General features: G+C 70.3%; 13 protein-coding genes and 1 tRNA gene. 12 read left to right on the top strand and 2 right to left on the bottom strand.

Annotated features, from left to right (window positions below):
* The first annotated feature begins 33 nt into the window (after nt 1-33).
* Together AB0I04_RS41690 and AB0I04_RS41685 are read left to right on the top strand one after the other, a co-directional pair.
* On the top strand, nt 34-1188 hold the full coding sequence (locus tag AB0I04_RS41690) for a DNA polymerase III subunit delta' (RefSeq protein WP_360897895.1): 1155 nt from the start codon (nt 34-36) through the stop codon (nt 1186-1188).
* Between the two features lie 167 nt (nt 1189-1355).
* The gene (locus tag AB0I04_RS41685; protein WP_360897893.1) at nt 1356-3098 is read left to right on the top strand and encodes a S8 family serine peptidase; all 1743 of its coding nucleotides are present in this window, start codon (nt 1356-1358) and stop codon (nt 3096-3098) included.
* 60 nt (nt 3099-3158) lie between these two features.
* Here AB0I04_RS41685 and AB0I04_RS41680 read toward each other — a convergent pair whose 3' ends face one another.
* Nucleotides 3159-3899, bottom strand: coding sequence for a glucose 1-dehydrogenase (locus AB0I04_RS41680; RefSeq protein ID WP_360897890.1), 741 nt, complete (start codon nt 3897-3899; stop codon nt 3159-3161).
* Nucleotides 3900-3976: 77 nt separating this feature from the next.
* Here AB0I04_RS41680 and AB0I04_RS41675 point away from each other — a divergent pair, with 77 nt between their 5' ends.
* From AB0I04_RS41675 to AB0I04_RS41665, 3 genes are read left to right on the top strand one after another with little or no spacing between them, the layout of a single operon-like run.
* A complete protein-coding gene (locus tag AB0I04_RS41675; protein ID WP_360897888.1) occupies nt 3977-4609 on the top strand; it encodes a TetR/AcrR family transcriptional regulator in 633 nt (210 codons plus the stop codon).
* Nucleotides 4610-4618: 9 nt separating this feature from the next.
* Nucleotides 4619-5098, top strand: coding sequence for a low molecular weight protein-tyrosine-phosphatase (locus AB0I04_RS41670; protein ID WP_360897886.1), 480 nt, complete (start codon nt 4619-4621; stop codon nt 5096-5098).
* Nucleotides 5099-5100: 2 nt separating this feature from the next.
* A complete protein-coding gene (locus tag AB0I04_RS41665) occupies nt 5101-6048 on the top strand; it encodes a fructosamine kinase family protein (protein ID WP_360897884.1) in 948 nt (315 codons plus the stop codon).
* Nucleotides 6049-6096: 48 nt separating this feature from the next.
* On the opposite strand, the gene AB0I04_RS41660 is transcribed toward AB0I04_RS41665, so the two are convergent.
* Nucleotides 6097-8865, bottom strand: coding sequence for a lectin (locus AB0I04_RS41660; protein WP_360897882.1), 2769 nt, complete (start codon nt 8863-8865; stop codon nt 6097-6099).
* 185 nt (nt 8866-9050) lie between these two features.
* Between AB0I04_RS41660 and ricT the strand changes: the two genes are divergently transcribed.
* The 7 genes from ricT to AB0I04_RS41625 form a co-directional block, all read left to right on the top strand.
* Nucleotides 9051-9878, top strand: a complete 828-nt coding sequence (gene ricT / locus AB0I04_RS41655; RefSeq protein ID WP_360897880.1) for a regulatory iron-sulfur-containing complex subunit RicT — start codon at nt 9051-9053, stop codon at nt 9876-9878.
* A gap of 84 nt (nt 9879-9962) precedes the next feature.
* The gene (locus AB0I04_RS41650; RefSeq protein ID WP_360897878.1) at nt 9963-11468 is read left to right on the top strand and encodes an alpha/beta hydrolase; all 1506 of its coding nucleotides are present in this window, start codon (nt 9963-9965) and stop codon (nt 11466-11468) included.
* 62 nt (nt 11469-11530) lie between these two features.
* Nucleotides 11531-11603: transfer RNA gene (locus tag AB0I04_RS41645), tRNA-Thr, on the top strand.
* A gap of 330 nt (nt 11604-11933) precedes the next feature.
* The gene (locus AB0I04_RS41640; protein ID WP_360897995.1) at nt 11934-12152 is read left to right on the top strand and encodes a hypothetical protein; all 219 of its coding nucleotides are present in this window, start codon (nt 11934-11936) and stop codon (nt 12150-12152) included.
* Nucleotides 12073-13524: a hypothetical protein gene (locus tag AB0I04_RS41635; RefSeq protein WP_360897876.1), complete on the top strand. Its 1452-nt coding sequence runs from the start codon at nt 12073-12075 to the stop codon at nt 13522-13524. The genes AB0I04_RS41640 and AB0I04_RS41635 overlap by 80 nt, the downstream gene beginning before the upstream one ends.
* 44 nt (nt 13525-13568) lie before the next feature.
* On the top strand, nt 13569-14267 hold the full coding sequence (locus AB0I04_RS41630) for a polysaccharide deacetylase family protein (protein WP_360897874.1): 699 nt from the start codon (nt 13569-13571) through the stop codon (nt 14265-14267).
* A 407-nt stretch (nt 14268-14674) separates the two neighbouring features.
* A partial coding sequence (locus AB0I04_RS41625) for a hypothetical protein (RefSeq protein WP_360897872.1) occupies nt 14675-14889 on the top strand: 215 nt, incomplete at its 3' end.

Below are 14889 nucleotides of genomic sequence, written 5' to 3'. Positions count from 1 at the left end.
GTCGGCAGGCCAGGGCTTGGAGGAGATCGACGCGTGACGGTGTACGACGATCTGGTCGGGCAGGGGCCCGTCATCGAGCAGTTGCAGGCCGCCGCTGCCGCCGGGGCGAAGGCCCTGGCCGGAGAGGGCGGCGGCGGGATGACGCACGCCTGGCTGTTCACTGGTCCGCCCGGGTCGGGCCGTTCGACGGCCGCCCGTGCCTTCGCCGCCGCGCTGCTGTGTCCCGACCAGGGCTGCGGGCACTGCGCGTCCTGTCACCAGGTGCTGTCCGGCACCCACGCCGACGTCGAGGTCGTCCGCCCGGCAGGCCTGTCGTACGGCGTGCGGGAGACCCGTGAGCTGGTGCTGCGGGCCGCCTCGTCGCCGACCGGCGGGAGGTGGCGGATCGTGCTGTTCGAGGACGCCGACCGGTCCACCGAGCAGGCGGCGAACGCCCTGCTCAAGGCCATCGAGGAGCCCCCGACCCGTACGGTCTGGCTGTTGTGCGCGCCGTCGCCGGACGACCTGGTCGTCACGATCCGGTCCCGCTGCCGCCTCGTGACGCTGCGGACGCCGCCCGCGCACGCGGTCGCCGACGTGCTCGTTCGCCGGGACGGGATCGACCCGGACGTCGCGGCCGCCGCGGCCCGGGCCGCGCAGGGGCACGTGGGCCGGGCGAAGCGCCTGGCCACCGACGAGCAGGCACGCCAACGCCGCGCCGACGTCCTGGGTGTCCCGGCCCGGCTGTCCGGCGTCGGTCCCGCCGTCGTCGCGGCCGAGTCCCTTGTGAAGGCCGCGGAGGCCGAGGCCAAGGAGCTGGGCGTGGAGAAGGACGCGGAGGAGACCGCCGCGTTGCGTCAGGCGCTCGGTGAGAGCGCCAAGGGCCGCATGCCGCGCGGCACCGCCGGCGCCCTCAAGGAGCTGGAGGACCGCCAGAAGTCCCGGACGACCCGCATGAAGCGTGACGCGCTCGACCGTGCTCTTCTCGATCTGGCTTCCTACTACCGGGACCTGCTGGTTGTGCAGCTCGGCGCCGGCGTCGAGCTGGTCAACGTCGACCGTGGCCGGGAGCTGCGCTCGGTCGGGGGCACGCCGGAGGCCACTCTCCATCGCCTGGAGGCGATCATGGAGTGCCGGGAGCGCTTGGAGGCCAACGTCAACCCGCTGCTCGCGGTCGAGGCCATGGCGATGGCCCTGCGCACCGGCTGATCCACTTCTGCGGGCGGTGGTGTCGCACACCCGCTGACCTCGCTCTGGCCATTACCGGCCACAGGTCTCATACGTCGCAACACTGGACGAACGACGCACTCAACCGTTCTGATGCCTCCATTGCCGGTTCTTTACCAGCACTCGGTTGACATATCTGGAGGTGTGCAGTGCGGCGCGCCATCATTCTCGTCGCCTGTGCCGTCGTCACGGCGGCACTCGCGGCACCCGCGCAGGCGGGGCCCACGGCGACGACCTCGGCCGACGGAACGGCCGCGGAGTACGTCGTGCTCTACAAGGACGGCGTCTCCCTCGAGAAGGCGCACGCGGCGATCCGAGCCGCGGGCGGCACGATCGTCCGGGAGAACACGGACGTGGGCCTGGCCACCGTCCGCTCGACGCGCGCAGCGTTCGGCGCCGACGCCCGGCGGCAGCCCGCCGTCGAGGGGGTCGCGCGCGACCGTGCCGTCGGAGAGGCGCCCAAGGTGACGCATCGGGCGGCCGACAAGAACATCGCGGTCGAGAAGGAAGGACGCGACGGCGGAACCCGCACGGCAGGCCGCGACGGCGGGAGCCGCGCCACCACCGCGAAGGTGAAGGGTGATCCGCTGGCCGGCAGCCAGTGGGACATGCGCAAGATCCACGCGACCGCCGACGGGTCGTACCGGGTGGAGCCCGGTGATCGCGGGGTGCGCGTCGGGGTCATCGACACCGGCATCGACGGGAACCACCCCGACATCCGGGCGAACTTCGACCGCGGGCTCAGCCGCAACTTCACCAAGGACATCCCGGTCGACGCCAACGGCACCGAGGTCGACGGCTCCTGCGAGCACCCCTCCTGCGTCGACCCGGTCGACGAGGACGACAACGAGCACGGCACGCACGTCGCCTCGACGATCGCCTCCCCACTCAACGGGCTCGGCATGGCGGGCGTGGCGCCGAACGTCACCCTCGTCAACATCCGGGCCGGTCAGGACTCGGGGTACTTCTTCCTGCAGCCGGTGGTGGACGCGCTCACGTACGCGGGGGACGCCGGGATCGACGTCGTCAACATGAGCTTCTACACCGACCCGTGGCTGTTCAACTGCCCGGACAACCCGGCCGACTCGGCGGAGTACCAGGCCGAGCAGCGCACGGTGATCGCGGCCTCCGAGCGGGCGCTGGCCTACGCCCACCGGCACGGCGTCACGCTGGTGTCGGCGGCGGGCAACGGCGCCACCGACTACACCAAGACGATCGTCGACGACTCCAGCCCGGACTACGCGGCCAAGCCCGGCGAGGCGCCGTACAGCCGGACGATCCCGCCGAGCTGTATCTCCGAGCCCAGCGAGGGCCGGAACGTCATCTCGGTCTCCTCGGTCGGCATCAGCGGCCGGAAGGCGTACTACTCCGACTACGGCAACGGATACGTGGACGTCGCCGCGCCCGGCGGTGACGTGTACGACACCGCCGACGGCAAGCGCGACGTGACGAAGGGCATCCTCGCGGCCTACCCGGAGTCGCTGGCCCGGGCCCGCGGCGAGCTGAACGCCGACGGCACGCCGAACGTCCCGTACGTCGTCCGCGACTGCAAGGGCACGACCTGCGGCTACTACCAGTACCTGCAGGGCACCTCGATGGCCTCCCCGCACGCCGCCGGCGTCGCGGCGCTCATCGTCAGCCGGTACGGGCACCGCGACCCGAGGCACGGCGGCCTGACCCTGTCCCCGGACGTGGTCCAGCGGATCATGCAGGGCACGGCCACCGAACAGCCCTGTCCGTCGCCGCGCGACTTCACCTACACCCGGTACGTCCTGCAGCCGGACGGCACGTACCAGAAGGTGACCGCCACCCACACCTGTGAGGGTTCGACCCGTCACAACGGCTTCTTCGGTAGCGGCGTCGTCGACGCGCTGCACGCCGTCGGCCGCTGACGCGTTCCACCGAAGCCACGGCCCACTACGGGTGGGCCGTGGCTTCGTCGCGCGGGCGGGTCACAGGTCGGAGCCGCCGGTGACGTCGATCCAGTCCGCGGTCACCCAGCGCGCGTCGTCGGAGGCGACGAACGCGACGACGTCGGCCACGTCCTCCGGCCGGCCGACCCGTCCGAGCGTGGCCCGGGCGGCGGCGGCCGCCTCGGCCTCCGGGTCGCGCAGCCAGGAGGCGTTGACGTCGGTGTCGATGATGCCGGGCGCCACCGTGTTGACGGTGATGCCGCGCGGGCCGAGCTGTTGCGCGAGAGTGCGGGTGAAGGTGTCCAGCGCGCCCTTGGTCATCGCGTAGGTGATGATCTCCGGCATCGCGATCCGGGTGACGCCGGAGGAGATGTTGACGATCCGGCCCCCGTCGCGGAGCCGGGGCAGGGCCCGCTGGGTGATGAAGAACGGCGCGCGGGCGTTCACCGTGAAGATCCGCTCGAACTCCTCCGGCGTGGTGTTCTCGAAGTCGCTGGACGTCGCGATGGCCGCGTTGTTCACCAGGATGTCGAGGCCGTCGAACTCCTCGTCCAGCCGGGCGAACAGCGTGTCCACCGCGTCCGGCGCGCTCAGCTCCGAGCGGACGGCGAACGCCCGGTCCTCCCCGATCGCCGCCACCGTCTCCTTGGCCGCCGCCTCGTTGCTGCCGTAGTGCACCGCGACGCGCGCGCCGTCGGCGGCCAGGCGTTCGGCGATCGCCCTGCCGATGCCCCGGCTCGCCCCGGTCACCAGGGCCGTACGGCCGCTCAGGTCGCTCATCACTCACTCCTTTTATGTAGCGATCGATACAGTTAAGGACTGTAGCCTGATTTTTTAGCGATCGCTACACTTAGGTCATGGCCAAGGGACGACCGCGGACGTTCGACCGCGATGAGGCGCTGGATCGGGCGACCATGGAGTTCTGGCGGCACGGCTACGAGGCCACCTCGATCGCCGGGCTCACCGGGGCGATGGGCATCAACCCGCCGAGCCTGTACGCCGCGTTCGGCGACAAGCGGCGGCTGTTCACCGAGGTGGTCGAGCGCTACCAGCGGTCGTACGGGGCGTTCGCGGCGCGCGCCCTGGACGAGGAGCCGACCGCCCGCGCGGCGATCGAGCGCGTCCTGCGCGAGGCCGCGGCCGAGTACACCGACCCGGCCCACCCGTGGGGCTGCCTGATCATCTGTGCGGCGGTCAACTGCGGGTCCCCGGACGTCGAGGCGGAGATGCGCGGCCGGCGGGAGGCTTCCAAGGCGGTGATCCGCGACCGGATCGCCGCCGACCTCGACGCCGGCCACCTCCCCGCGGGCGTGGATCCCGACGCGCTGGCCACCTTTTACGCGGCCACGATCCAGGGCATGTCCACCCAGGCCCGCGACGGCGCGCCCCGGGAGCGGCTGGAGGCCGTCGCCGACCTGGCCATGCGAGCCTGGCCGTCCTCGGCGGCTCGTCCACAGCCTGTGGATGCCGGACCGTCGCGTGCTGATTAGTCTTGCCGCATGCCGTACCGCGTCACGTTCGTCTGCACGGGCAACATCTGCCGCTCCCCGATGGCCGAGCACATCTTTCGCCGGCACGTCCAGGACGAAGCCCTCGACGTGGAGGTGGACAGCTCCGGCACCGGGCGCTGGCACATCGGAGATTCCGCCGACCACCGCACCGTCGCGACGCTGCGCCGCGCCGGATACACCTCCTCCCACCGGGCGCGCCAGTTCGAGCCGACCTGGTTCGACCACTACGACCTGATCCTCGCGCTGGACGAAAGCCACCAGCGCGACCTGCGCCGCCTGGCTCCCGACCAGGAGGCCACGGGCAAGATCCGCCTCCTGCGCGAGTTCGACCCGGACGCCCGAGACCTCGACGTCGCCGACCCTTACTACAGCCGCGACTCGGCCTTCGAGGAGGTCCGCGAGCAGATCGAGGCCGCTGTGCCGGGCCTGCTCGACCACGTCCGCGAAGAGCTCAAGAACGCCGACTGACCATGGAGCGGCTTCTCGGCACACCCGTCGCGGACGTCGCCGACCTCGGCACGAGCCACGAGTGGTCACTGCGCCGGGTCACCCTCGCCGACGGGCGCAGGGTCTTCGTCAAGGAGGCCCGGCGCAGGATCGACGGCCTCTTCGCGGCCGAAGCGGCCGGACTGCGCTGGCTGCGGGACGGCTGGCGACAGGCCGCCGGCGGGGAGACGCCCGAGGCGAAGCCGTCCGGTGAGGGGACACGGGGAGAGGAGCCGTCTGGCGAGGGGAAGCTCGAGGCGAAGCCGTCCGGTGCGGAGGATTCCGGGCCCGTTCCCGAGGTGCTCGCCGTCGATGACACGACGCTCGTCCTGCCGTGGATCGAGAGCGGGTCGCCGACGCCGGAGGCGGCCGAGCGGTTCGGCCGGGAACTGGCCGTCCTGCACGGCGCGGGCGCGGAGGCGTACGGCGCGCCGTGGCGCGGCTACATCGCCTCCCTGCCGCTGGACAACGCCCAGGGCTCGTCGTGGCCGGAGTGGTACGCCGAGCGCCGCGTCCTGCCGTACGTCCGGATGGCGGTCGACCGCGGAGCCCTGTCAGCGGGTGACGCGGCAGAGCTCGAGCGCGCCGCCGAGCGCATCCCCGACGTCGCCGGACCCGAGGAGCCGCCCGCCCGGATCCACGGCGACCTGTGGTCCGGCAACCTCCTGTGGGGCCGCGACCGGGCGTGGCTGATCGACCCGGCGGCGCACGCCGGGCACCGGGAGACCGACCTGGCCATGCTGGCGCTGTTCGGCGCGCCGCAGCTGGAGCGGATCCTCGCCGCGTACGACGAGACGGTGCCGCTCGCGGACGGTTGGCGGGCGCGGGTGCCGCTGCATCAGCTGCACCCGCTGCTCGTCCACGTCGTCCTGTTCGGCTCGTCCTACCGCGGCCAGACCCTGGCTGCGGCGCGGTCCGTACTCACCGCCTGAGGCTCTGGCGGCGCGGCCGCGCGGCAGCGCAGGCCGCGCCCCCGGCGGTCAGCCCGGCAGCGTCCACCGGCGGCCGTCGCTTCCGTCGCAGGCGGCGAGCTGGAGCTGGGTCGCGTCGACCGGTTGTGGGGCGGCGAGGCACTTGCCGGAGCGCTGCTCGACGAGGGTCTTCGCCGCCGCGTTGTACGTCCACCGCTGGCCGCCGCCCGTACCGCCGCACTCCCAGAGCCGTACGTTCGCGCCGTCCGCCGTGCCGTCGGCGTCCAGGCACAGGCCGAAGGACGTGAGCGTCCCGTCGTCTTGCACGGTCCACTTCTGGGCGTTGGTGCCGTTGCAGACGAACAGCTGGACGGGGTTGCCGTTCGCGGCCCGGCTCGACCGGACGTCGGCGCATTTCCCGGCGATCGCCGACGTGATCGGCCCGGTGCGGGTCGGCGGCGCGGCGGTGCCCGCGAACGAGGGAGGCGCCGATGACGTGGCCGTCGCCCAGGACGTGTTCGCCGTGGTGCCGAGGTCCAGGTGGAGCGTGCCGCCGTTCAGGACCGCGGACGGCCGCAGGTAGGCGTTGTTCCAGGCGCGGCCGTTCCAGGTGGCGCTCTGGACGTACGGGGCGTTCGGCGCGGCCTTCGGCGCGTCGATCGTGAGCGTACGGCCGGTGCTGAGCTTGATCACGACCTTGGTGAACTCCGGGCTGCCGAGTGCGAGGTCGGCCGTGCCGGGGGTCTCGGGGTAGGCGCCGATCGCGGACCAGACGTACCAGGCGCTCATCGTGCCGAGGTCGTCGTTGCCGACGCCCCAGCCGGTGGGGGAGTCCGGCCACAGCTTGTTCTCCACGTCGCGGATGATCTCCTGGGCGCGCCACGGCCGGCCGACGTAGTCGTACTCCCACGGCAGCTCGATGCTCGGCTCGTTGCCGAGGTTCGCGTGGTCGCCGCCGCTGCCGTCGTACGCGGCGAGCACGTGGTCGAGATAGGCGATCATCGCGGCGTTCCCGCCCTTGACGTCCGCGAGGCCGCGCACGTTGAACGGGACCATGCCGGTGTACTGCCAGGACGTTCCCTCGGTCATGTTGCTCTTGGACGCGGGGTCGAACCCGCTGGTCCAGGAGCCGCTGGCGGTGCGGGGCTGCATGAAGCCGCTCGCGGTGTTGAGGAGGTTCTTCCAGTCCTGGGCCCGGCCCACGAACCGCGTCTGCGTGGCCTTGTCGCCGAGCGCGCCGGCGAACGCGCCGATGGCGAAGTCGGCGGTGTTGTACTCCAGGGTCGTCGAGACCGAGCCGTTGTAGTTGCAGCAGCCGTACACGCCGTTGCTCGGCGTGTACCCGATGCTCTGGAGGTAGTTCAGCCCGGGCCGGATCTTGCTGGCGACCGTCGCCCCGCGGACCATCGCGTTCTTCGCCGCGGTCGTGTCGAAGTGCCGGCCGCCGAACGCGTACAGGTCGGCGATGATCGGATCGATGGGATCACCGATCATCGTGTACGTCTCGCCGTTGGCCTGGGACCACTTCGGCAGCTGGCCGCTCTGCGCGTAGTCGTTCACCGCCGACTGGGCGATGTCGCTCGCCTGCCCCGGCGCGATCATGCCGAGGAGCTGCGCCTGTGCGCGGTAGATGTCCCAGCCGGAGTAGTTGGCGTACTGGGCGTGGCCGTGCGCGACCCGGTGCACGGCGTTGTCGAAGCCCATGTAATGGCCGTCGGCGTCGCTCATGACGTTCGGGTGCAGGAGCGCGTGGTAGAGGGCGGTGTAGAAGACGTGCCGCTGCGCGAGCGTGCCGCCGGCCACGCGGATCCGGCCGAGTGCGGCGTTCCAGGCCGTACGGGCGGCGGTCCGTACGTGCTCGAAACTCGGCGTGCGGACCTCGGCGTCCCGGTTGGCCTGGGACTCGGCGTCGGAGGTGAACGAGAGGCCGACCCGGGCGGTCACCACCGAGTTCTTGGTCGTGTCGAACGTCAGGTACGCGCCGTTCGGGTCGGTCAGCGGAGCGGCCTGCGGCCGCTGCGGGCCGTGCGGGCGCGGGCTGTTCGGCGCGTCGCCCTCCTCGGCCGGGGCGGCCTGCGACGTCACTCGTGCGGTCGAGGTGGCGGTGAGGGTCTTCGCGCCCGGCCGCACCGTCGCGGCCTGCCACGTGCCGGCCGTGAACGGGCGGTCGAAGGTGACGGCGAAGTGGACGGTGTAGCGGTTGCCCTGGCCGCAGAAGTTCCCGCTGGTCACCGACCCGACGACGGCCCGGTCACCGACGACCTTCCAGGTGTCGGCGAACGTTCCGTTCTGGCTGCCGGTCAGCTTGAACAGCAGGTTCGCCTGGGTGGTGGCCGGGAAGGTGAACCGGCCGATCCCGCCGCGGGTCGTCGTGGTCAGGTCCGTCCGGACGTCGTTGCCCAGCTTGACGGAGTAGTAGCCGGGCGAGACCGACTCGTCCTTATGCGAGTAGGAGGCGCTCGCCGAGCCGGCGTCGGTGACGGCGCCGACGGTCGGCATGATCGGGACGTCGCCGTACGCCTTGCAGCCCGGCCCGGCCATGTGGGTGAGGCTGAATCCCGTGATCGTCGAGCTGGTGTAGGAGTAACCGCCGCCGTACGGGCGCGGGTTCGTGTCGGGGCTCCACTGCACCATTCCGAACGGCACGTCGGCGCCGGGGAAGTCGTTGGCCGCGTTCGTGGTGCCGAGCAGGGGGTTCACCAGCGCGGCCGGGTTCGTGACGAGCGACGCGGCCTCCGCTCGTACGGGGGTCAGCAGCGCACCCAGGACGGCGACGGCGGACAGGAGAAGGGCGATTGGCCTGGGGCTTGGTGGGGCTTTGGGGCGGGGGAGGGCCATGGGGGTCGTCCTTCGGATGAGGCGGCCGATGACAACGTTGTCTGATCACGTCTACGCTCCGTGAGCGACGACGTCAATGAATCTGTCAGGACCCGGCCATTCGTGTGATGTCGCTCACGTCAGAGTCATACCGGTTGCGCGTAGGCTGACGGCCAGATTCAACCCCCCGGCGGACGGAGCGAGTCATGGGCATGATGATGGCCGTCAGCTTCATGCGGTACGGACGTCTCTACTACCTGGACCCAGGGCCGTACTCCCCGAAGGTCGGCGACAAGGTGCTCGTGCCGACCGAGGCCGGCGCGGAGGTCGCCGAGTGCATCTGGGCGCCGCAGTACGTCTCCGAGGACGTCGAGCTGCCGGTCTGCGCGGGTATCGCCGGCGAGGAGCACCTAGCCCGCGACGAGGCCAACCGGCGACGGCGCACGGAGGCGCGGTCCATCGCCAAGAGGCTCATCCGCAAGCACGAGCTCCCGATGAAGGTCATCGGCGTCGACTACCTCGACCGCGACAACACCTACAAGATCTACTTCTCCGCGCCGCACCGCGTCGACTTCCGCGCCCTCGTCCGCGACCTCGCCCGCGCCATGAAGGCGCGCGTCGAACTCCGCCAGGTCGGCCCCCGCGACGAGGCGCGCCTGCAGGGCGGCATCGGCCCGTGCGGGCGCGACCTGTGCTGCGCGACCTTCCTCAAGGACTTCGAGCCGGTGTCGGTCCGGATGGCCAAGGAGCAGGACCTCCCCGTCAACCCGCTGCGCATCGCCGGCGCCTGCGGGCGGCTGATGTGCTGCCTGAAGTACGAGCACCCCCTGTACGTCGAGGCGCACAACCGCATGCCCCGGCTCGGCGCGCGGGTGCAGACCGAAAAGGGCGCCGGGCAGGTCGTGGGCCGAAACGTCCCTTCCGACACGGTTACGGTCCGGCTCGACGACGGTGGCCGCTGTGCCTGCCCGTCCGCATCCGTATGCTCGCCTCGCAAACAGCACGACCGTCACTATGGCGACACTCTCGGATGACTCGCCGGTACGCTGAGTAGCGAAATAAGGGCCACGCCCGCGTAGGCTGCGAGCGAACCCAACGGCGACGAGAACGGCTACGGCGTGAACAAGTTCCGTACGGTCTCCGTGCTGGCGGCGGCCGCGATCGTGGTGACCGCTTGCACGGACGCCCCAAAGTCCACCGCGTCGGCCCCGTCCCCCAGCGGCACCGCGAACATGTACGCCCAGCGGATCTCCTGGCGCGACTGCGGCAACGGGTTCCAATGCGGCACCCTGCAGGTCCCGTTCGACTACTCCCACCCGACCGGCCGCTTCATCACCCTTCCGGTGATCCGCCTGCCCGCCGAAGGCGGCCAGCGCAAGGGCTCGCTCGTGCTCAACCCCGGTGGCCCCGGCGGCTCCGGCGTGGAGTTCGCCCGCAGCTCGGCCCGGCAGTTCGGCGCCGACCTGCGAAGAAACTTCGACATCGTCGGCTTCGACCCCCGCGGCGTCGGCCAGAGCCGCCCCACCGTCCGCTGCCTCACCGGCAAGCAACTCGACAAGTTCTTCCAGACCGACACCTCACCCGACGACCCCGCCGAGGTCAACGCCCTCGTCGACATCAGCAAGATGTGGGCTGACGAGTGCAATAACCACATCCCCACCCTGCTGCCGTACGTCGGCACGGCCAACGCCGCCCACGACATGGACATCCTCCGCGCCGCCCTAGGCGACCAGGGCCTCACCTACTACGGCGCCTCGTACGGCACCTACCTCGGTGCCTACTACGCCGAGGAGTTCCCCAAGCACGTCCGCGCCCTCGTCCTCGACGGCGCCATCGACCCCAAACTGTCCGCCGACGACATCAACATCGAGCAGGCCAAGGGCTTCGACACCGCCACCAAGGCCTTCGCCGCCGACTGCGTCAAGACCAAGGACTGCCCGCTTGGCACCGGAAGCACCAAGTCCGCGCTGGCCCGCCTGTCCCAGTTGTTCGCCCAGGCCGACAAGAAACCCCTCCACAACGGCCTGAACGACGGCCGCATCGTCGACGAGTCCCTCGTCGAACTCGGCGTCGCCGCCGCCCTCTACAACAAGCAGACGTGGCCCGTCTTGAAATTCGCCCTCAAGAGCGCCATCGACAACAACGACGGCACCACCCTCCTCCGCCTCGGCGACCTCCTCGTCGAACGCAACAAGGACGGCACCTACTCCAACCAGAGTGAGGCCAACATGGCCGTCAACTGCGTCGACAAGCCCTACGAGCGCGACATCAACGCCTGGAAGAACCAGGCCGACCGCGCCAAGAAGGCCGCCCCGCTCTTCGGCCAGTTCGTGGTCTGGGGCACCCTCCCATGCGGCTACTGGCCCGTCCAGGACGGCACCAAGCCGAAGGCCTTCACCGCCGAGGGCGCCAAGCCCATCCTGGTCGTCGGCACCACCCGCGACCCCGCCACCCCGTACAAGTGGGCCCAGGGCCTGGCGTCGCAGCTGAAGTCGGGTGTCCTGCTCAGCCTCGACGGCGACGGCCACACCGCCTACCTGCAGGGCAACCCCTGCATCACCACCGCGGTGGACCGCTACCTGGTCACCGGCACGCCACCGAGGAAGGGCACCATGTGCCACTGATATGGGTGCGCGAGGAGTGCTGAGAACCCGGTAGACTCTCTGCGTCACACCCTGTGTGGCAGGCCGCCTTAGCTCAGTCGGCAGAGCGATTCACTCGTAATGAATAGGTCGTCGGTTCGATTCCGACAGGCGGCTCCCACGTTGACCTGGGCGTCTCTCCCTCGGAGAGGCGCCCAGGGTCGTTCTGGTTCATTTTTGGTCTCATTCGTTACCGAAGCGTAGGTGGCCCGTGTGCTGAGAGCCTCTTCCCCTTGGGGCAGGGGCGTGCCCACCGCCGTAACCAGAACCTGATCAGGTAAGCGTGCAGCGAGCGTCGGGGTGCGTTGTGGAGTGAAGTCGTCGCCTCGGGCCAATCGTCCATCCCGGCAGCTACGCACCGTTGGGATGAGGCAGGCTGGCCCGCCGGGTGCCGCCGGAGGGCTCACGCCGTCCAGCGAATACGAAGTAGCCGGGCAAGGAGGGATCGTGTCCGCCTCGGTCACCGCCCGGACCTCCCGGAACTCCGGCGGGGCGTACCGCTTCTCGGCGCTGGCCGCGACATGGAACACAGGCCAGATCGAAACGCCGATTTCCTACTACTACTATCTGTGTAGTAATTTCGGGCATGGCTTCCTCGATCCGGAGACGACCGGACAAATCCAGGCGGCCGCACTCCCACGCACCCGGCGTTGCATGCGGCCGTGAACCCCGTGTCGCGTTGGTCGATCAGGAGGCTGATGTGCCGGTGTCATCTCGCGACGACCCGGTAGGTGACCGGACGCCGCGCCCGTGGGCCAGCACGACGGCCCGGCATTCCGATGGACAACTGATCGTCATCATCTCGGCGAGCGTCGGCGCAGGTCATGATGGCGCGGCCACCGAAGTCGCTCGACGTCTTGCGGCAGCGGGATACCGCATCACGCGCCTTGACTTTGTGGACCTACTCCCGGCCCGTCTCGGGAGGTTGCTGCGCGCCGGGTATCGCCACATGCTGGTCGTCACGCCAGCGGCCTACCAGCGGATCCACGCCACGACCGAGCGCGCCCGCCGACCGGGTCTGGTCCTGCGGGCCTTGCTCCGCAGCGCCGAGCGCCGCACTCTACGGGCACTGCCACCGGACACCTGCGCGGTCGTGTCGACCTATCACGCGGCCAGCCAGGTCCTCGGTGCACTGCGCCTACGCGGTCGCCTGACCGTGTCGGCGCTCACGTACCTGACCGACTTCTCCGTACATCCGATCTGGGTCGCGCCGGGCATCGACGCCCATATGGCCATCCACCCGATACCCGCCGGCCAGGCTCGCGCCTTGGGAGCCGCGGTGGTCTCCGTGACGGGACCTGTCGTCAATCCGGCCTTCTCCCCTGGCACGCCGGCCGAGCGGCAGGCGGCACGGGCCCGCTTCGGGCTGCCGGAGAACGCTCCGCTGGCGCTCCTGGTCGCTGGTTCCTGGGGCGTGGGATCCGTTCGGGAGGCGGCCACCGAGATCCTGAACAGTGGCATCGCGGTGCCCGTCGTGGTGTGCGGCCGCAACCAGGCCCTGGCCGACCGGTTGCGGAACGACGGCATCGGTTACGCCTACGGCTGGGTCGACGACATGCCCGGCCTGATGCGGGCCTGCGACGTCCTTGTGCAGAACGCAGGCGGCCTGACCAGTCTGGAAGCGTTCGCCAGCGGGCTCCCGGTGGCGAGCTATCGCTGCATTCCCGGCCATGGTCAGACGAACGCCGCCGCCCTGGAGGAGGTGGGCCTGGCAGCGTGGATCTGGGCGGCGGACCAGCTCAAGCCGGTGCTCGCCGAACTCCTCGACGGCCCATTCGGCCGTCGCCAACGTACCGAGGCGCTCAGACTGTACGAGGCCGGCCCCGGTCCGGTAAACGCCATCGCCTCGGTCGTCGCGAACGGGACGGTTGACGCACGTCCCAGGACCAGCCCCCGCCTAGTCCGGCGCAGAATCAGGGTCTTCGCCGGCGCCGTGGCTGCCACCGTCTGCCTCGGCATCAGCGCCGGAGTCGTGGAGGACCACCTACCCGTACACTTCCACTCGCCCACAAAGTTGCTCGAGGCACATCACCGATGACGTCCGGACGCCTGATCCGATCCGCCCTGTCGGCCGGAGCCGCGGTGGCACCCGCGTTGGCCGCCGTTCATGCGGCCCCCGTCATCTCCACCTTCGGGCCGCTGCGCAACCGGATCATGCCTCGCCTGTCCGGACGAGGTCGGCCCGACCACATCTCGATCAGCTTCGACGACGGACCCGACCCTCAATCCACTCCGCATTTCCTGCGCCTGCTGGAAGCCCGCAGGATCCACGCGACCTTCTTCCTGCTCGGGTCCATGCTCGATCGCGCACCTGGCCTGGCCGCGGAAATGGCGGCCGCCGGGCACGAGATCGCCATCCACGGCTGGACACACCGGCCGCTGGTGATGCGCGGCCCCCGCGCCACGTACGACGACCTCGCCCGCGCCCGTAATGCCGTCGCTGACATCGTGGGGAAGGAGCCACGTCTGTTCCGGCCTCCGTACGGCGTAATGAGCACCAGCGCGCATCTCGCCTGCCGCCGACTCGACCTGACCCCGGTGTTGTGGACCGCCTGGGGCGAAGACTGGCGCGGCCGCGCGACCGCGCAGACCGTGTACGACACCGTCACCCGCGATCTGGACGGTGGAGGCACCGTCCTTCTTCACGACTCCGACTGCACCTCGGCGAGCGGCTCCTGGCACTCCACTCTCGGGGCCCTGCCGGCTCTCCTCGATCATTGCGAGGAGAGGGGCCTTCAGGTCGGCCCGCTCAGGGACCATGGGATGCGTACTCGGGCGTAGCCCGGAAGGGCGAAGCGGGCTCACTGAGCGTAGAGCTGTCGCAAACGTGGTCTCATTCCGACGCACGTAAGCCGAGATACACATCCGTCCGCTGAGGTACGCCACATGCCAGCTGGGCTGGTCAGGCGTATCTCGGCGGACGTTGCCGAACTATTCGTACCGGAACTCGTAATGAATAGGTCGTCGGTTCGATTCCGACAGGCGGCTCACCCGTTGACCTGGGCGTCTCTCCACCGGAGAGGCGCCCAAGGTCATTCCGGTTCATTTTTGGTCTCATTCACCGCCGACGAGTGCGCGGCCGCCCCACAGCGGCTGGGATGCCTCTGCCCTGCTGGGGCGTCCGTCAGCGCCGAGCGCGTTGCCGGGCCCCTGTTCCGGTCGCACTCGGCGTCCATGCGGTCGCCGTCGTGGTGGCGGCGCTGGCGATTGCGGTGGTCGGCCCGCTCGCCGGATTCCTCGGCGCTAACGGCGTAGTGATCCGCCGCCACGCTCTCTGCCGCTGGCCTCGCGTCTTTCCCGGCCGGTGCGCTCATGGCACCCCTCTATGTCAAGGGGCTGTCTTCTCCGGTTTTGACGAGGTTGGCCTGCTGGGCTCGTGCGTCCGCGATGAGTTGTCGGTAGA

It is taken from the genome of Actinoallomurus sp. NPDC050550 (assembly GCF_040655075.1).
Classification (GTDB): Bacteria; Actinomycetota; Actinomycetes; order Streptosporangiales; family Streptosporangiaceae; genus Actinoallomurus.
The sequence above is the reverse complement of the archived record's forward strand: the minus strand, read 5'-3'. Positions and strand labels throughout refer to the sequence as shown.